16 protein-coding genes are annotated in these 17,708 nt (G+C 77.3%); 12 read left to right on the forward strand and 4 right to left on the reverse strand.

What is annotated here, in order from left to right; genetic code table 11:
- Positions 1 to 356 precede the first annotated feature (356 nt).
- The 10 genes from HCN08_RS20760 to HCN08_RS20805 all read left to right on the forward strand — a co-directional run bounded on the left by HCN08_RS20760 (position 357) and on the right by HCN08_RS20805 (position 11,334).
- A complete protein-coding gene (locus HCN08_RS20760; protein WP_167984676.1) occupies positions 357 to 1,337 on the forward strand; it encodes an NAD-dependent epimerase/dehydratase family protein in 981 nt (326 codons plus the stop codon).
- Positions 1,338 to 1,415: 78 nt separating this feature from the next.
- Entirely contained in the window at positions 1,416 to 3,101 is a 1,686-nt protein-coding gene (locus HCN08_RS20765) for a carbamoyltransferase family protein (protein WP_167984677.1), read from the forward strand.
- A complete protein-coding gene (locus HCN08_RS20770) occupies positions 3,098 to 4,267 on the forward strand; it encodes a glycosyltransferase family 2 protein (protein ID WP_167984678.1) in 1,170 nt (389 codons plus the stop codon). Before HCN08_RS20765 ends, HCN08_RS20770 begins: the two co-directional genes overlap by 4 nt.
- On the forward strand, positions 4,264 to 4,833 hold the full coding sequence (locus tag HCN08_RS20775) for a D-glycero-alpha-D-manno-heptose-1,7-bisphosphate 7-phosphatase (RefSeq protein ID WP_167984679.1): 570 nt from the start codon (positions 4,264 to 4,266) through the stop codon (positions 4,831 to 4,833). Before HCN08_RS20770 ends, HCN08_RS20775 begins: the two co-directional genes overlap by 4 nt.
- A complete protein-coding gene (locus HCN08_RS20780) occupies positions 4,830 to 5,915 on the forward strand; it encodes a glycosyltransferase family 9 protein (protein WP_167984680.1) in 1,086 nt (361 codons plus the stop codon). Before HCN08_RS20775 ends, HCN08_RS20780 begins: the two co-directional genes overlap by 4 nt.
- Positions 5,912 to 6,862: a glycosyltransferase gene (locus HCN08_RS20785; protein ID WP_167984681.1), complete on the forward strand. Its 951-nt coding sequence runs from the start codon at positions 5,912 to 5,914 to the stop codon at positions 6,860 to 6,862. The genes HCN08_RS20780 and HCN08_RS20785 overlap by 4 nt, the downstream gene beginning before the upstream one ends.
- A 23-nt stretch (positions 6,863 to 6,885) precedes the next feature.
- On the forward strand, positions 6,886 to 8,091 hold the full coding sequence (locus HCN08_RS20790) for a glycosyltransferase (protein ID WP_407648852.1): 1,206 nt from the start codon (positions 6,886 to 6,888) through the stop codon (positions 8,089 to 8,091).
- Complete coding sequence (locus HCN08_RS20795) at positions 8,088 to 8,726, forward strand: D-sedoheptulose-7-phosphate isomerase (protein WP_167984683.1); 639 nt, start codon at positions 8,088 to 8,090, stop codon at positions 8,724 to 8,726. The genes HCN08_RS20790 and HCN08_RS20795 overlap by 4 nt, the downstream gene beginning before the upstream one ends.
- Positions 8,723 to 10,123 (forward strand): PfkB family carbohydrate kinase, encoded by a 1,401-nt coding sequence (locus HCN08_RS20800; RefSeq protein WP_167984684.1) that lies wholly within the window; start codon positions 8,723 to 8,725, stop codon positions 10,121 to 10,123. Before HCN08_RS20795 ends, HCN08_RS20800 begins: the two co-directional genes overlap by 4 nt.
- A gap of 254 nt (positions 10,124 to 10,377) precedes the next feature.
- Complete coding sequence (locus HCN08_RS20805) at positions 10,378 to 11,334, forward strand: glycosyltransferase family 9 protein (RefSeq protein ID WP_407648847.1); 957 nt, start codon at positions 10,378 to 10,380, stop codon at positions 11,332 to 11,334.
- Positions 11,335 to 11,918: 584 nt separating this feature from the next.
- Here the strand turns inward: HCN08_RS20805 and HCN08_RS20810 are convergent.
- From HCN08_RS20810 to HCN08_RS20825, 4 genes are all read right to left on the reverse strand, one after another.
- Positions 11,919 to 13,658: a glycoside hydrolase family 15 protein gene (locus HCN08_RS20810; protein ID WP_240970293.1), complete on the reverse strand. Its 1,740-nt coding sequence runs from the start codon at positions 13,656 to 13,658 to the stop codon at positions 11,919 to 11,921.
- 100 nt (positions 13,659 to 13,758) lie between these two features.
- A complete protein-coding gene (gene ligD / locus HCN08_RS20815) occupies positions 13,759 to 14,691 on the reverse strand; it encodes a non-homologous end-joining DNA ligase (RefSeq protein ID WP_167984686.1) in 933 nt (310 codons plus the stop codon).
- A 3-nt stretch (positions 14,692 to 14,694) separates the two neighbouring features.
- Positions 14,695 to 15,708 carry a non-homologous end-joining DNA ligase gene (gene ligD, locus HCN08_RS20820; protein ID WP_407648848.1) on the reverse strand — a complete coding sequence of 338 codons (1,014 nt, stop codon included), beginning with the start codon at positions 15,706 to 15,708 and terminating at the stop codon, positions 14,695 to 14,697.
- The gene (locus HCN08_RS20825; RefSeq protein ID WP_167984687.1) at positions 15,705 to 16,358 is read right to left on the reverse strand and encodes a DNA polymerase ligase N-terminal domain-containing protein; all 654 of its coding nucleotides are present in this window, start codon (positions 16,356 to 16,358) and stop codon (positions 15,705 to 15,707) included. Before HCN08_RS20825 ends, ligD (HCN08_RS20820) begins: the two co-directional genes overlap by 4 nt.
- A 217-nt stretch (positions 16,359 to 16,575) precedes the next feature.
- On the opposite strand from HCN08_RS20825, the gene HCN08_RS20830 reads away from it, so the two are divergent.
- Positions 16,576 to 17,286 carry an HAD family hydrolase gene (locus HCN08_RS20830; RefSeq protein ID WP_167984688.1) on the forward strand — a complete coding sequence of 237 codons (711 nt, stop codon included), beginning with the start codon at positions 16,576 to 16,578 and terminating at the stop codon, positions 17,284 to 17,286.
- A 57-nt stretch (positions 17,287 to 17,343) separates the two neighbouring features.
- Positions 17,344 to 17,670 (forward strand): plasmid stabilization protein, encoded by a 327-nt coding sequence (locus HCN08_RS20835; RefSeq protein ID WP_167984689.1) that lies wholly within the window; start codon positions 17,344 to 17,346, stop codon positions 17,668 to 17,670.
- Positions 17,671 to 17,708: the final 38 nt, after the last annotated feature.

Raw genomic sequence — 17,708 nt, forward strand, 5'->3', positions numbered from 1 at the left:
GGTGTAAACGCAGCTGAGCCGGGAAATCGGATGAGAGCGCACCTTGTCGGGACCACGGCGGGTGCGGCTCGCACCGCCAGGACGCCGGCGGTGCCCCCGTACCGTCAGGACCGCGGCGGTGCGTCCACCGTCGGGAAGACGGCGGTGCCCCGTACCGCCCCATGGCGCGGCGGTGCGCGTCCCCGTGCGCACACCTTTCCGCACACCTTTCCGCACATTCCTGCGTACACCTTCCCGCACACCGTCAGGACCGCGGCGGTGTCACTCCGGCCGGCCCCTCGCGCGCGTGCCCACACCGCGCCGAGCACCGGGCCCCCGCCGGAGGTCTGCCCGATCACGTTCGAAAGGGCCGTTCCATGTCCTTCGACCCGCCCTCCTGCCCGTGGAGCAGCGTCCTGGTGACCGGTGGCGCCGGCTTCCTCGGCTCCCACCTGTGCGAGCGCCTGCTGGACCAGGGCGCCTCGGTCGACTGCGCGGACAACTTCCTGACCGGCTCGCACGCCAACCTGGCCCACCTCGCCGGCCGGCCCGGCTTCCGGGTGCTGGAGTGCGACCTCGCGCGGCCCGGCGCGGACGCCGAGCTGCCGGGACCGTACGACCTGGTGCTGCACTTCGCGTGCCCGGCCTCGCCCGCCGACTACCTGGCGCACCCGCTGGAGACCCTGGACGTCGGCAGCCTCGGCACCCGCAACGCGCTGCGGGTGGCCGAACGCGACGGCGCCCGGTTCGTGCTCGCCTCCACCTCCGAGGTGTACGGCGACCCGCAGGAGCACCCGCAGACCGAGGGCTACTGGGGCAATGTCAACCCGGTCGGCCCGCGCAGCGTGTACGACGAGGCGAAGCGGTTCGGTGAGGCGCTGACCACCGCCCACGCCAGGGCCCGCGGCACCGACACCGGCATCGTCAGGCTGTTCAACTCCTACGGCCCCCGCATGCGCGCCCGCGACGGCCGGGTCGTGCCCACCTTCGTGTGCCAGGCGCTCGCCGGCGAGCCGCTGACCGTCAGCGGCGACGGCTCCCAGACCCGCTCGCTGTGCTACGTCGACGACACCGTCGACGGCGTGCTGACCGTCGCCGCCTCCCGCGCGGTGCGCCCGGTCAACATCGGCGGCACCGAGGAGGTCACCGTCCTCGACCTCGCCCGCCGGATCATCGAGCTGACCGGCTCGCCGTCCACCGTGGAGTTCACCGAGCGCCCCGAGGACGACCCGGGGCGCCGGCTGCCCGACATCACCACCGCCCGCGAACTGCTGGGCTGGCAGCCGCACGTGCCGTGGTCGGAGGGCATCAAGCGCACCATCGAGCACTTCGCCGCCAAGCCGCCGGCGACCGCCTGACCCCGCACCGCAGATCCCCGCACCGCCTGACCCCGCACCGCAGATCCCCGCACCCCTTCAGGAAGGGAGCACCCGCGCATGCGCGTCCTGGGCATCAACGCGATCTTCCACGACCCGTCCGCCGCCCTCGTCGTGGACGGGCACCCGGTCGCCGCCGCCGAGGAGGAACGGTTCAGCCGCCGCAAGCACGGCAAGCGGCCCGTGCCGTTCTCCGCGTGGGAACTGCCCGGCGCCGCCGCCCGCTGGTGCCTGGAGCACGCCGGGATCACCCCCGCCGACCTGGACGCCGTCGCCTACTCCTACGACCCCGCGCTCGCCCTGCCCGCCGGGGAACTGGGCCTGGCGGACCCGTACGACACGATCCGGCAGGACTACGCGCGGCTGGCGCCCGGCTTCCTCGCCGAGGAGCTGCCGGGCCTGGACCCCGGCAAGGTCCGCTTCGTCCCGCACCACGTCGCGCACGCCGCCTCCGCGGGACCCGCCTCGCCCTACCCCGACTGCGCCGTCCTCGTCCTCGACGGGCGCGGCGAGAGCGCCTCGCACCTGGCCGGCCACTACCGCGAGCGCGCCCTGGACGTCCTGCACACCCAGCCGCTGCCCGACTCGCTCGGGCTGTTCTACGAGGACCTGACGCAGCACCTGGGCTTCCTGCGCAGCAGCGACGAGTTCAAGGTGATGGCCCTGGCCTCCTACGGCACGCCCCGCTACGCCGCCGACCTGCGCGCCTTCGTCCACCCCACCGGCGACGGCGGATTCCGCGCCCGGCCCGTGCCGTGGGCCGGGCTCGTCCCCGCGCGCGAGCCCGGCCGGCCCTGGACGCAGGCGCACGCCGACCTCGCCGCGAGCGCCCAGCAGTGCCTGGAGGAGACGCTGCTCGACCTCGCCCGGCACCTGCACGGCCGCACCCGCGAGCCGGTGCTCGCGATGGCCGGCGGTGTCGCGCTCAACTGCGTGGCCAACACCCGCATCTGGCGCGAGACCCCGTTCGAGCGGGTGTGGGTGCAGCCGGCCGCCGGCGACGCCGGCACCGCGCTGGGCGCCGCCCTGCACGTCGCGGGCGAGAAGGAGCCCACCACCGCCATGCCGACCGCCGCGCTCGGCCGCGGCTGGAGCGACGCCGAGCTGCGCACCGCCCTGGAGACCGCCCGGCTGCCGTACGAGGAGCCCGCCGACATCGCCGAGACCGTCGCCGAGGCGCTGGCCAGGGACGAGGTCGTCGCCTGGTACCAGGGCCGCAGCGAGTACGGGCCGCGCGCCCTGGGCCACCGCTCGCTGCTGGCCCACCCCGGCCGCGAGGAGAACCTGGCCCGGCTCAACGCCGTCAAGGGCCGCGAGGAGTTCCGCCCGGTCGCCCCCATGGTGCTCGCCGAACGCGCCGCCGAGATCTTCGACGGGCCGCTGCCCAGCCCGCACATGCTGTTCGTGCACGGCGTACGCGACGGCTGGCACGCGCGCATCCCCGCCGTCGTCCACGTCGACGGCACCGCCCGCATCCAGACCGTCGCCGGCTCCGACGAACCCCTCGTCGCCCGCATGCTCGCCGCGTTCGAGCGCCGCACCGGGCTGCCCGTCGTGGTCAACACCAGCCTCAACACCGCCGGGCGGCCCATGGTCGACAGCCCGCGCGACGCCCTGGAGTGCTTCGGCTCCGCCCCGGTGGACCTGCTCGCCCTCGGCCCGTTCGTGCTGCGCCGCGACGCCGCCTTCGCCGGGCCGGAAAGGGCCGCGGAAGCGAGCCGCGCGACGGAAGGGGAGCGGTCATGAGCCGCAAGGGCAAAGGCAAGGGCAGGCGCAACACCGCCGGCCACCGCAACGCCGCCGGCAACGGCCGCGGGCCCGGCATCCCCTGGGCCGGCGACTACACCGTCGTCATCCCCACCCTCGGCCGCCCGTGCCTGGCCGACTGCCTCGCCGCGCTCGACGCCTGCCGCGGCCCGCGCCCCCGCGAGGTCGTGGTCGTCGCCGACGTCCCGCCCGCCGGGATACCGCAGGTCGAGGCGGCCGTACGCGGCAGCGCCGGCGGCCTCGCCGACCGCGTCCGCGTGGTGTGCGGCGGCGGACGCGGCCCCGCCGCCGCCCGCAACACCGGCGCCCGCGACGCCAGGACCCCGTGGATCGCCTTCCTCGACGACGACGTCCGCGTCACCGCCGCATGGGCCGAGGACCTCGCCGCCGACCTCGCCGCCGCGGGCCCCGGCACCGGCGGCGTCCAGGGCCGGCTGCACGTCCCGCTGCCCGCCGACCGCCGCCCCACCGACTGGGAGCGCGGCACCGCGGGACTGGAGCACGCCGCCTGGGCCACCGCCGACATGGCCTACCGCACCGCCGCGCTGCGCCAGACCGGCGGCTTCGACGAGCGCTTCCCGCGCGCCTTCCGGGAGGACGCCGACCTCGCGCTGCGGGTGCTGGACGCCGGCTGGCGCCTGGAGCGCGGCACCCGCCGCACCGTCCACCCGGTACGCCCCACCGGCCGCTGGACGTCGCTGCGCGTCCAGCGCGGCAACGCCGACGACGCCCTCATGACCCGGCTGCACGGCCGCGACTGGTGGACCCGCGCCCGCGCCCCGCGCGGACGCCTCCCCGGCCACGCCGCCGTCGGCCTGGCCGCGGCCTGCGCCCTGCTGCTCGCCGCCGCCGGCCGCCCCCGGCCCGCCGCGGCCCTGGCCGGGCTGTGGGCGGCCGGCACCGCCGAATTCGCCTGGCGGCGCATCGCGCCCGGGCCCCGTACCAAGGACGAGGTCGCCACCATGCTGCTGACCAGCGCCGCCATCCCGCCGGCCGCCCTCGCGCACTGGGCCGCCGGGTACGTACGGCACCGCCGTGCGGGCGCCTGGAGCGCCGGCGGGACCGGCGCCACCGGCCGCCGCGGGCCGCGCACCGCCGCCGGGCCGCCGGCCCGGGCCGAGGCCGCACCCGAGGGCGCGTCATGACCGCGCCCGCCACCGGCGCCCCCACGCCCCGGCTCGCCGACCCGCAGGTGCGCGCGGTGCTGCTGGACCGCGACGGCACCCTCGTCCACGACGTGCCCTACAACGGCGACCCCGAGCGCGTACGCCCCATGCCCGGCGCCGCCGAGGCGATATGCGAACTGCGGGCCGCCGGGCTGCTGCTCGGCGTGGTCAGCAACCAGTCCGGCATCGGGCGCGGCCTGCTGACCGCCCGCCAGGTCGCCCGCGTCAACGCCCGGGTCGACGCGCTGCTCGGCCCGTTCGACGTGTGGGAGGTCTGCCCGCACCTGCCCGGCGACGGCTGCGCGTGCCGCAAGCCCCGCCCCGGGCTCGTCCTGCGGGCCGCCCGCGGCCTCGGCGTCGGCCCCGACCGGTGCGTGGTCGTCGGCGACATCGGCGCCGACCTCGGCTGCGCCCGCGCCGCCGGCGCCCGCGCCGGCCTGGTCCCCACCCCCGTCACCCGCCCCGAGGAGTACGCCGGCGAGCCCACCGCCCCCGACCTGCTCACCGCCGCACGGCGGATACTCGCCGGGGGATGGGCTGCATGACCCTCCCCCCGCCCACCGCCGCGCCGGCCACCCTCACCGCGCCGGGCGAGCCGCCGCGCGCCGTGCCCGCCGGCGCCCGGGTGCTCGTCACCCGGCTGGACAGCTTCGGCGATGTCCTGCTCGCCGGGCCCGCGCTGCGCGCCGTCGCCGAGCACGCCGGCCATGTCACCCTGCTGTGCGGGCCGCAGGGCCGGGCCGCCGCCGACCTGCTGCCCGGCGTCGACGACGTGCTCACCTGGGCCGCGCCCTGGGAGGGCACCGCACCGCCTGACGTCGCCGAGTCCGGCTTCGCCGACCTCACCGCCGACCTGCGCGCGGCCGGCTACGACGCCGCGCTGGTCCTGACCTCCTTCCACCAGAGCCCGCTGCCCACCGCGCTGATGCTGCGGCTGGCCGGCGTGCCCTACATCGGCGCCGACAGCGTCGACCACCCGGGCCGGCTGCTCGACGTACGCCACCGGCGCGCCGAGGGCCGGCACGAGGCCGAGGCCGCGCTCGACACCGCCGCCGCCATGGGCTTCACCCCCGGCCGCTTCGACGACGGGCGGCTGCGCGTCCTGCCGCTGCCCGCCACCGGCCACCTCACCGGCCGCGGCCCCTACGTCGTCGTGCACCCCGGCGCGAGCGCCCCCGCCCGCACCTGGCCCGCCGAGCGCTGGCGCGAGACCGTCGCGCTGCTCGCCGACAACGACCACCGCGTCGTCGTCACCGGCGGCCCCGCCGAGGCCGCGCTCACCCGGCAGGTCGCCGGCACCGACGCCGTCGACCTCGGCGGCCGGACCGACGCCCGGCAGCTGGCCGGCGTACTGCTCATGGCCGACGCCGTGGTGTGCGGCAACACCGGCCCCGCCCACCTGGCCGCCGCCGTCGGCAGCCCCGTCGCCTCGCTGTTCGCCCCCGTCGTCCCCGCCGAGCGCTGGCGCCCGTACGGCGTGCCCCTGGTACTGCTCGGCGACCAGCAGGCGGCCTGCGCCGGCACCCGCGCCCGGCACTGCCCCCTCGCCGGGCACCCCTGCCTGAACGGCGTCACCGCCGAGGACGTGCTGCGCGCCGTCCGCAAGCTCATCGAGGAGGCCCGGTGAAGATCCTGGTCTGGCACGTCCACGGCTCCTGGCTGACCGCCTTCCTCCAGGGCCCGCACGACTACCTGCTGCCGGTCACCCCCGACCGCGGCCCCGACGGCCTCGGCCGCGCCCGCACCTGGGACTGGCCCGCGACCGCCCGCGAGACCACCCCCGAGCAGCTGCGCACCGCCGGCATCGACCTCGTCGTGCTGCAGCGCCCGCACGAGATCGCCCTCACCGAGCAGTGGACCGGCCGCCGCCCCGGCCGGGACCTGGCCGCCGTGTACGTCGAGCACAACAGCCCGGACGCCACCCCCACCGGCACCCGCCACCCGCTCGCCGGCCGCGACGACATCCCGCTCGTCCACGTCACCCACTTCAACCGGCTCATGTGGGACAACGGCCGCGCCCCCACCGCCGTCATCGAGCACGGCATCCCCGACCCCGGCCCGCGCTGCACCGGGGAACTGCCGCGCGCCGCCGTCGTCGTCAACGACCCCGTACGGCGCGGCCGGGTGACCGGCACCGACCTGCTGCCCGGCTTCGCCGCCCATGTGCCGCTCGACGTGTTCGGCATGAACACCGGCCGCCTGGCCGCGGACGGCGACCGGATCCGCACCCACGACCTGCCGCAGCACGCGCTCCACCGCGAGATGGCCCGCCGCCGGCTGTACCTGCACCCGGTGCGCTGGACCTCGCTCGGCCTGTCGCTGCTCGAAGCGATGCTGCTGGCCATGCCCGTGGTGGCACTGGACACCACCGAGGTCCGCGAGGCCGTCCCCGACGGCGCCGGCACCGTGTCCAACCGCCCCGACGTGCTGCACGCCGCCGTCCGCGACCTGGCCGCGGACCGGGACCGCGCCCGCCGCACCGGCGAGCAGGCCAGGGCGGCGGCACTGGCCCGCTACGGGCTGCCGAGGTTCCTGGACGACTGGGAGCTGATGATCAAGGAGGTCAAGCGATGAACAGGACCACCACCGTCGCGCCGCTGCGCGTGGCCATGGTCTCCGAGCACGCCAGCCCGCTCGCGGCACTCGGCGGACCCGACGCCGGCGGGCAGAACGTGTACGTGGCCCGGCTCGCCGCGCGCCTGGCCGCCCTCGGCCACGAGGTCGTCGTGCACACCCGCCGCGACGACCCCGACCTGCCCGACCGGGTCGCGACCCCCGAGGGCTTCACCGTCGCCCATGTGCCGGCCGGCCCGCCCGAGCCGGTCCCCAAGGACGACCTCGCCGGCTACATGCCCGCCTTCGGCGACCACCTCGCCGCGCAATGGGCCGCCGACCGGCCGGACGTGGCCCACGCCCACTTCTGGATGTCCGGCACCGCCGCGCTGCGCGGCGCCCGCGGCCTCGACGTGCCCGTCGTGCAGACCTACCACGCCCTCGGCACCGTCAAGCGCCGCCACCAGGGCGCGGCCGACACCAGCCCGCCGCAGCGCATCGCCACCGAGGCCGAGATCGGCCGCCGCTGCCGCCGGGTGCTGGCCACCTGCGCCGACGAGGCCGCCGAACTCGCCGCGATGGGCGTGCCAGAGGAGCGGGTCCGCATCGTGCCCTGCGGCGTCGACCCCGAGCACTTCACCCCCTCCGCCGGGCGCGCGGGCCCGCGCCCGCTGCGGCTGCTGTCGGTGGGCCGGCTGGTGCCCCGCAAGGGCTTCGACCGGGTGATCCGGGCCCTGGCGTCCGTGCCCGGCGTCGAACTGGTCATCGCCGGCGGCCCCGCCCCCGACGCGCTGCACACCGACCCCGCGGGCGAGCGGCTGCGCAAGCTCGCCGCGGAACACGGCATCGCCGACCGGGTGCGGCTGCTCGGCGCCGTCCCGCACGCCGACATGCCCGTCCTGATGTCCGAGGCCGACCTGCTGCTGTCCACGCCGGTCTACGAGCCGTTCGGCATCGCGCCGCTGGAGGCGATGGCCTGCGGCACGCCCGTCGTCGCCACCGCCGTCGGCGGCCAGCTCGACACCGTCGTCGACGGCGTCACCGGGCAGCTGCTGCCGCCCGACGCCGGCGACGACGTCCTCGCCGACGCGATCCGCACGCTGCTCGCCGACCCCGCCCGCCGGGCACGCTACGGCGCCGCCGGGCGCGAGCGGGTGCTGCGCCAGTTCACCTGGGCGGCAGTCGCCGAGCGGATCGCCCGCACCTACGCCGAGGTCCTTTCCCTCGCCCCGATGGGAGCCGCCCGATGAAGACGGAGACCGACCTGCGGCACTGCGACGACCTGACGGCCGCGCTCGCCGACTTCCGCACCTCGTGCGGCACCGTCCACGGCTGGGGCACCGAGCTCGCCGCCCGCCTCACCGCGGGCGCCCGGCTGCTGGCCGCGGGCAACGGCGGCAGCGCCGCCCAGGCCCAGCACCTGACCGCCGAACTCGTCGGCCGCTACCGCGACGAGCGCCCCGCGTACTCCGCGCTCGCGCTGCACGCCGACACCTCCTCCACCACCGCGATCGCCAACGACTACGGCGTCCAGGAGGTCTTCGCCCGCCAGGTCGCCGCGCACGGCCGCCCCGGCGACGTCCTGATGCTGCTGTCCACGAGCGGCGCGAGCGCCAACCTGCTGGCCGCGGCCGGCGCCGCCCGCACCGCCGGCCTCGACGTCTGGGCCCTCACCGGCCCCGACCCGAACCCCCTGGCCGCCGCCGCGGACAGCGCCCTGTGCGTGCGCGCGCAGACCTCGGCGACGGTGCAGGAGCTGCACCTGGTGGCGGTGCACATGCTCTGCGAGGCGTTCGACCAGGCGGTGGGGGAGTACGCGCCGGCGCTCCTGCGAGGCGCCGGGCGCAAGCGGCCGGAGCCCGGGGCGGACGGGGGCGGACGGTGAGCCGGCCGCTGGTCGTCGTCGGGGACGCGCTGCTCGACCAGGACCTCGGCGGGCGGTCCGAGCGGCTGGCGCCCGACGCGCCCGTACCCGTCGTCGAGGACCTGCAGCGCACCCACCGGCCCGGCGGTGCCGCGCTCGCCGCGTGCCTGGCCGCCGCGGACGGGCGGGACGTCACCCTCGTCACCGCGCTCGGCGGGGACGAGGCGTCCGGGGTGCTGCGCGAACTGCTCGGCGGGCGGGTGCGGCTCGTCGAACTGCCGCTGGACGGGGCGCTGTCCCGCAAGACGCGGGTCCTGGCGGGCGGGCGCCCGCTGGTCCGGCTCGACGACGGCGACGGCCGCGCGGCAGAACCGGGCCGCGCCCAGGCCGCGGCCGTCGCCGCACTCGACAGCGCCTGCGCCGTACTCGTCGCCGACTACGGGCGGGGCACCGCCGACCGGCTGCGGGACGCACTCGCCCGCACCGCGGCCGGCCGCCCCCTCGTGTGGGACCCGCACCCGCGCGGCGGCCCGCCGGTCGCCGGCACCGCGCTGGCCACACCCTCCGCGGCCGAGGCCCGCGACTTCGCGGCGAAGCTGCGCACCGAGGCGGGCGAGGCCGAGGACACCGCCGGCACCCGGCGCGCTTCCGAGGACGCCCGCGCCCTCGTCCACGCCTGGCGCACCGGCTCGGTCGCCGTCACCGTCGGCGAGCGCGGCGCGCTGCTCTCGCACGGCGCCGAGCCCCTGCTGGTGCCCGCCCCCTGGCGCGCCGACGGCGACCCCTGCGGCGCCGGCGACCGGTTCGCCGCCGCGGCCACCGGCCTGCTCGCCGACGGGGCGCTGCCCGAGGCCGCCGTCCAGGGCGCGGTGTGGGCCGCCACCCGCTACGTCGACGACGGCGGCGCCGCGGCCCTGCGCCTGGCCGGCGCCGCCGCGCCGCCGCGCCCGGCCCAGCCCGTCGACGCCCGCGAACTCGCCGAGCGGGTACGGGCCCGCGGCGGCACCGTCGTCGCCGCCGGGGGCTGCTTCGACCTGCTGCACGCCGGCCATGTGGCGCTGCTGGAGAACGCCCGCCGGGCCGGCGACTGCCTGGTGGTCTGCCTCAACTCCGACGCCTCCGTCGCCCGCCGCAAGGGCCCCACCCGCCCCCTCGTCCCCGCCGCCGACCGCGCCCGCGTCCTCAGCGCCCTCGGCTGCGTCGACGCCGTGGCCGTCTTCGACGAGGACGCCCCCGACAACCTCCTGCGCGCCCTGCGCCCCGACATCTGGGCCAAGGGCTCCGACTACGGCCTCGCCGACCTCCCCGAAGCCGCCCTCGTCGAGAGCTGGGGCGGTCGCGTCATGCTCTTCCCCTACCTCGACGGCCGCTCCACCACCGGCCTCACCGCCCGCGCCGCCCAGGCCACCTCCCCATGAGCGCAACCCTTGCGTCGCCGCCCGCCCAACGGGGCCCGGCCCCGAAGGCCCGGCCGGGGGTCCCCCCGATCAGCGCCGGGGGCCGCGGAGACCACCTGGCCCCGAGGCGGGACGGCCAGGGCGACGGTGAGCCGCCGAACCCTCCCCCCACGGGAGTCCGGCGTAGTGGTTCGGTGCCGCGCGGGCCGGCAGGATCAGCACCGGCCGGGGAGACGGGGCCGCGGGGCGGCGGTGGACGGCCCTGCGTATTGGTGTTGCGGGCACTCGGACTGGGGGACCTGCTGGCCGGGGTGCCGGCGCTCCGGGGGCTGCGGCGGGCGTTCCCGGCGCATGAGGTGGTCCTTGCGGCGCCCGGCGGGTTGCGGGAGGCGGTGGCGGCGGTCGACGCCGTGGACCGGCTCTTCCCTGCGGAGGCTCCCGCGCGCGGGGTGCCGTCGCTGCGGGCATGGACGGAGGCGCCGCCCGACGTCGCGGTGGACCTGCACGGCAACGGTCCCGCCAGCCGTGACGCGCTCGCGGCGCTGCGGCCCGGGCGACTGCTGGCGTTCGCCGGGCCGCACGCCCCCGGCGAACCTCAACCGCGCTGGCGGCCCGACGAGCACGAACGGGCCCGCTGGTGCCGCCTGCTGGAGGTGTACGGCATCGCGGCCGACCCCGCGGACCTGCGGCTGCCCCCGCCGGCCGAGCCGTCCCCGGCACCGGGCGCCGTGGTCGTCCACCCGGGGGCGAACGCCGCCGCGCGCCGCTGGCCCGCGGAGCGCTACGCCGCCGTCGTGGCAGAACTCCGCGCCTCGGGACGCGACGTCGTCATCAGCGGCGGACCCGGCGACGAGGAGCAGGTCGCCGACCTCGCCGCCCGCACCGGCGTCCCCGTGCACCAGAACCTGCCCTACCAGCGGTTCGCCGCCCTGATCGCCCACGCCAGTGCCCTGCTCAGCGCCGACACCGGCCCCGCCCACCTGGCCGTCGCCTACGCCACCCCGTCCGTAACGCTGTTCGGGCCCGTCGCCCCCGCCCTCTGGGGACCACCGCCCGACGCCCGACACCTGGCCCTCCACCACCCGTCCCCACCCGCCGACCCCAACGCCCCCACACCCGACCCCACCCTCCTCCGCATCACCCCCAACGAGGTAACCACCGCACTCACCACCCTGCCCCCACCCACCCCCGCCCCCCACCCACCGCCCCCAACCTCCCAAACCGGCACCTGAACGCCGCCCCCACGAGGCCCCCCACCCGTCATCGCGGACTCCCACCCCCACCAGCGGCCAGCCACCCGACGACATCAGCAGGGATCGGACCCCCGCCCACCCCCACCGGCGGTCAGAGGCCCGACAAGAGCGGGTACCCCACCCACCCCCACCCCCACCGGCGGTCAGACGCCCGGCGAGAGCGGGAGGGACCGGGCCCCCACCCACCCCCGCCCCCACCGGCGGTCAGACGCCCGGCGAGAGCGGGAGGGACCGGACCCACCCACCCCCACCCCCACCAGCGGCCAGAGGCCCGACGAGAGCGGGAGGGACCGGACCCACCCACCCCCACCCCCACCCCCCACCGGCGGTCAGAGGTCCGACGAGAGCGGGAGGGGCTGATTCGGGGGGTGCCCCCGCAGGACTGCGCACGACAAGAGGTCACCGGGGACGCAGCGAGGTCATGGTGCGCAGTCCGAGGAGGTGCCCCCCGAAGCGGCCCCGACCCCACCACCACCCCCCGCACGGCAGACACCCGAACCCTCACCCTCAAGTCGAGAGTGAGGGTGAGACTCCACTCCAGCAGCGCAACCCCGCAGCCCACCTCACCACTCCCGCCCCAACCGCGCCGCCGCCTCCAACATCAGCGCATGCACAAACGCCTGCGGCACATTCCCCCGCATCTCCCGCTGCGCCGTGTCGTACTCCTCCGCATACAGCCCCGCCGGACCGCACGCCGCCCGATTGCGCTCGAACCACCGGTGAGCCGCCGCCGTCCTGCCCCGCTGGTGCTCGGCCATCGCGACCACGAAGCCGCACATCACGAAAGCCCCCTCGGCATGCGCGAGCGGCCGGTCGTCGTGCCGGAAGCGGTACGCGAAGTGATCATCCGTCAGCTCCGCCAGATACGCCTCCAGCGTCGCCGCGCTGCGCGGGTCGCCGGCCGGGACGGCACCGCGCAGCGCCGGGAACAGCAGCGCCGCGTCCGTACGCGGATCGCCGGGCGCTCGCTGCCAGCGGCCCGACGGGTGCAGCCCGCCCCGGTCGGTCGCGGCGACGATCGCGTCCGCGAGCGCTTCCCAGCGGGCCGACTGCCGGGCGGGCGCGGCGCCGGAGCCGGCGAGCGCCCGCAGGCCGGCCGCGCACACCAGCCGGCTGTGCGTCCACCGCGCCGGCGCGAGCTCCCAGATCCCCGCGTCCGGCTCCCGCCAGCGCCGCTCCACCGCCTCCGCCGCGGTGAGCGCGGCCCGCCACGCGTCGGCGTCGAGCCGGTCGTGCCGGGCCGCCGCGGCGAACAGCAGCAGGCACTCGCCGAAGGCGTCCAGCTGGAACTGCCCGCTCACCTGGTTGCCCACCAGGTCGAAGCCGCCCGGATAACCGGGCAGCTCCAGCCGCCGCTGGTCCGGGATCGGCCGCCCGTCCACGGTGTACGCCGGCCGCAGCCCCGCCCCGTCGCCGGCCAGCCGCGCGGTGACGAACCGCACCGCGTCGTCCAGCAGCGGGTACCCGCCCGCGGCGGCCACCGCCTGGCCGGCGTAGCACTGGTCGCGCACCCACACGTAGCGGTAGTCGTAGTTGCGGCCCTCCTCGGCCCGCTCGGGCAGGCTCGTGGTCGCCGCCGCGACCATGCCGCCCGCCGAGCCGGTGAGCCCGCGCATCACCGCGTACGCGTGCCGGGCGTCCCGCGGCGCCAGTACGTCGCTGAGCTCCGGCACCGCCTCCCGCCACGCGGTGCTGGTCGCCTCCCACGCCTGCCCGGGGTCCGGCGGGGCGTCCTCCAGGGGCCGGTCGGAGATCTCCAGCACGAGGTTGTACGTCGCCCCGGCCCGGGCCGTCAGCTCCAGCTCAAGGCGCCGGCCGCCGCCGGTGGGGCGCGCCCGCCCCACCGCGCCCGACCAGCGCAGCCACAGCCCGCCGGCCCTGCCGTGCCAGACCCCGTGCCCGTCCTGCCGCAGCTCCCGCCGCAGCTCCCGCAGCGGCCCACCGCCGAAGTCCGCGGCCGGCTCCAGCAGCACGCGCAGCGGCGCCGGCCGCTCCGCCGGCAGCACCTGGCGCAGCAGCACCGTGCGGTGCGGGTCGCCGGGGAAGGCCAGCGCCTCCCGGCACTCGACGACGCCGTGGTCCTGCGTGACCCAGCGGCTGTGCCAGATGAGCGAGCGGTCCTCGTAGTAGCCGCCCCACACGTACCGGCCCGCGGGCGCGAGCGCGTAACCGCCCCGGCCGCCGATCAGCGAGGAGAAGACCGCGCCGGAGTCCCAGCGCGGCGCGCACATCCACACGTACTCGCCCCGCGGCCCGAGCAGCGCACCGCGCTCCCCGTCGGCGACCAGCGCATAATCCCGCAGCGTCCGCGGCTCGAACGGCCCCGGCCCGCCCGCCTGCCGCTCGCCCCCCTGGGCCCCCTCGCCCCCCTCGGCCGGCTCGTCCGCGCCGCCGCCGCTCCCGCTACCGCCGCCCACCGCGCTCCTTCCGCAGCGCGTCCAGCCGGCGCCGGGCCGGCCCCAGGGACCGCCCGCGCGGCGCGCCGCGCCAGGGGTCGGCCTTGAGCAGGTCCGCCGCCGTCGTGAGCGTCCAGCGGCGCGCCGTCAGCTCCGGGTCCGCCACGTCGTCCCACGTCACCGGCGCCGCGATCGGCGCCCCCGGCTTGGAGCGCACCGCATAGGGCGCCACCGACGTCTGCCCGTAGCCGTTGCGCTGCACGTCCAGGTAGAGCCGCCCGCGGCGGGCGTCCTTGCGGGTCTGCGTGGTGAGCGTGTCCGGGTGCCGGGCGGCCAGCAGGTCCGCGGCGTCCCGCGCGAAGGCCCGTACGTCGTCCACGTGCGCCTTGCCGTCCAGCGCGATCAGCACGTGCAGGCCCCGCGACCCGGTCGTCATCACCGTGGACGGCAGCTCCAGCTCCGCCAGCAGCCCGCGCACCCGCAGCGCCGCCTCCCGTACCGGCGCGAAGTCGCCGTCCGGCGGGTCGAGGTCGATGACCAGCCGGTCGGGGTGGTCGGCGCGGTCCGCGCGGGACAGGAAGCGGTGCAGCGTCACGCACGCCTGGTCGGCGAGGTAGACCAGCGTCGCGGTGTCGTCGCAGATCGTGTAGGTGACCGTGCCGCCCTCCTTGGGCAGCTCCGCCCGGTGCACCCACTCCGGGGTGTGCTCGGGCGTGTCCTTCTGCATGAAGCCGTGGTCCTGGATGCCGCCGGGGTGCCGCTCCAGCATCAGCGGCCGGCCCCGCAGCTGCGGCAGCATGCGGCCGGCCGCCTCGCGGTAGTACGCCGCGAGGTCCGCCTTCGTCAGGCCGTCGTCGGGGAAGAGCACCTTGCCGGGCCGGTTGATCCGCACGCTGCGGCCACCGGCCCGTACCGTCTCGTGCGGCGGGTCGCTGCTCATCGCTCAGCGCCTCCTCGGGGTCTTCTCGCGGGTCACCTCGGCGGCCGGCTTGTCCTCGCGCAGGCCCAGGTAGCGGGGGTGGCGCAGCCGGCCGTCGCGGGTCCACTCGGTGAAGGCGACCTGCGCGACCAGCTCGGGCCGCACCCAGTGGGCGCCGCCCTCGCGCACCGGCTCCCCGAACGGCGAGCGGGCCTCCTCCAGCGCGTCCAGCCGCCCGCGCAGCTCCCGCAGGGTGCGCGTGTCGTAGCCGGTGCCGACCTTGCCGGCGTACCGCAGCCGGCCGCCCTCGTGGTAGCCGAGCAGCAGCGCGCCGAAGCCGATCCGGCTGCCGGCCGGCTCGGTGAAGCCGCCCACCACCAGCTCCTGCCCGGCCGCGCACTTCAGCTTCAGCCAGTTCGGCGACCTGCGGTGCGCGTACGGCGCCGACGCCCGCTTGGCGATCAGCCCCTCCCAGCCCCAGCCGCACGCCTGGTCCAGCAGCTCCTGCCCGCCGTGGTTGCGGTGCGGGGTGAAGCGCAGCGGCGCGGTGAAGTCCAGCGCGTCGCGCAGCAGTGCCTTGCGGGTGCGCTGCGGCAGCCCGGTGGTGTCCACCCCGCCCAGCCGCAGCAGGTCGAACAGGTAGTAGGTGACGGTGACGCCGCTGGCCCGTACCGCCGCCGGGTTGGTCAGGCCGCTGCGCTGCTGGAGCAGCGCGAAGTCGGTACGTCCGCGGTGCAGCGCCACGACCTCGCCGTCCACGACGAAGTCCCGGCACGCCTGCCCGGCCAGCGCGCCGGCCGCCTCGGGGTAGGTGGCGTTCAGCCGCTGCCCGGTGCGCGACCACAGCTCGACGTGCCCGGCCGCGTCACGCGAGGCCAGCATGCGGATGCCGTCCAGCTTGCGCTCGAAGATCCAGCCCTCGCCGAAGCTGCGCACATCGCTGGGCTGCGCGAGCATCGGCGCCCCCGGATCGGGCCCGGCCGGCCGCAGCAGGCCGCGCTCGCGCACGCCGAGCCGGTCCAGCAGGCGGGGGCTCACGAAGCGGGCCCGTCACTGGACCAGGTGGCCGCCTCGCCGGCCTCGGCCGCCGCCCGGATCTGCGCCAGCGTCCGCCCGCTGAGCGCGGACCTCGCCCGCCGCGGGTCGGGCGTGGCGCGCCGGTCGGCCTGCCCGTCCGCGCGCTTGACCAGCAGCCACGCCTCCCGCTCGCCCTCCCGGCCGCGGATCCGGGTCAGCGAGTAGCCGCCGTGCAGCTTGTGGCCGGCCAGCCGGAAGGACACATGGCCCTTCTCGACCGCGTCGGCGACCGTCACCGGCCGGCCGCGCCGGTCCTCGGTGACGTTCTGGTACGTGCCCTCGTCCCACACGATGACCGCGCCGGCGCCGTACTCGCCCGCCGCGATGGTGCCCTCGAAGTCGCGGTAGTCCAGCGGGTGGTCCTCGGTGGGCATCGCGAGCCGCTTGTCGTGCGGGTCGTCGGAGGGGCCCTTGGGGATCGCCCAGGACTTGAGCACCCCGTCCGCTTCGAGGCGGAAGTCGAAGTGCATGGACGAGGCGTCGTGGATCTGCACCACGAAGGACGGCCTGCCGCCCTTCCCGCTGCCCGCCTCGCCGTCCCCCCGGGGTTCGCGCGTCCTGGAGAAGTCCCGCCGGCGGTGGTATTCGCCCAGCGCTTCCTTGGCGGCCATGGCCCGGCTCCTCTCGTCGTGCTCCCGGGTGGCTTCCCCGGCGCGTACCCGGACCGCCCGCGGCTATCCCTGCGGCCGGCCCGCCCCGGGACCGGCCCCGGAGCGTGGGCCGTCCGGGTGAGCTGCGGCGGTCGCCGCGCGCCGGGCAGGAATGCGGCGGTGCCCATCGGGTAGTCGGCGGACAGAGCGTCGGCTCACGCAAGGACAGGAGGCCCGTATGAGCGGCACACCGTCGTCCGAGCGGCCCGCGGCAGCGCTCTTCGACGTCGACGGGACGCTGATGGACACCGTCCACCTGCACACCGTCGCGTGGTGGGAGGCGCTGCGGCAGAGCGGCAGGACCGTGGCGTCGGCCGACATCCAGCGGGCCGTCGGCATGGGCAGCGACCATCTGCTCGACGCGCTGGCCGGCGAGGACCGCGACCGCGCGGGGGACCAGGGCCTGAAGGCCGCGCACGACACCCTCTACGCCGAGTTCTGGTCGCGGCTGGCCCCGCTGGAGCGGGCCGCCGACCTGGTACGGGCCTGCGCCGGCCGCGGCCTGCGGGTCGTGCTGGCCTCCTCCGCCTCCGGGCGGGAGGCGGAGGTGATGGTCAGGGCGCTGGGCGCGGGGGAGGCGGTGCACGCCGTCACCACCGCGGACGACGTCGCCTCCAGCAAGCCCGCGCCCGACGTGGTGCAGCGGGCCCTGGAGCAGGCGGACGTCCCGCCCGGGCGGGCGGTCTTCGTCGGCGACGCCGTATGGGACCTGGAGTCCGCCCGCAAGGCCGGGGTGACCGGCGTCGGCGTCCTGACCGGCGGCGGCTACTCGCGCGAGGAGCTGCTCCAGGCCGGCGCCACCCGCGTCTACCGCTCGCCCGCCGACCTGCTCGACCACCTCGACGACAGCCCGATCGGCGCCCTGGCCGCCGGCCGCGAGCCCCGCTGAGGGCTCCGCCCGGCACGCCCGCCGCCGCACGTACCCCACAGGAAAGGAGCCGGCACCATGCCTGCTGGATCCAGCAGCAAACGCGAACGGCAGTACGAGCACATCAAGGACAGCGCGAAGGACCGCGGCGCGTCCGAGGGCCGCGCGAAGGAGATCGCCGCCCGCACGGTGAACAAGGAGCGGGCCCGCAGCGGCGAGTCCCGCACGTCGAGCAGGACCTCGACGAAGGACCCGAAGTCCGCCTCCGAGCGCGGCGGCCAGCGCTCCCACCGCGGGGCGCAGGGCCCGACCCGGGACCAGCTGTACGAGGAGGCCAAGAAGAAGAACGTCGAGGGCCGCTCGCAGATGAACAAGGAGCAGCTGCGCCGCGCCGTCGGCCGCTGATCCGTCCGTTGGGCCGTCCGCGCGCCGGCCGGTGCGTC

This window comes from Actinacidiphila epipremni (genome assembly GCF_012034175.1).
Classification (GTDB): domain Bacteria; phylum Actinomycetota; class Actinomycetes; order Streptomycetales; family Streptomycetaceae; genus Actinacidiphila; species Actinacidiphila epipremni.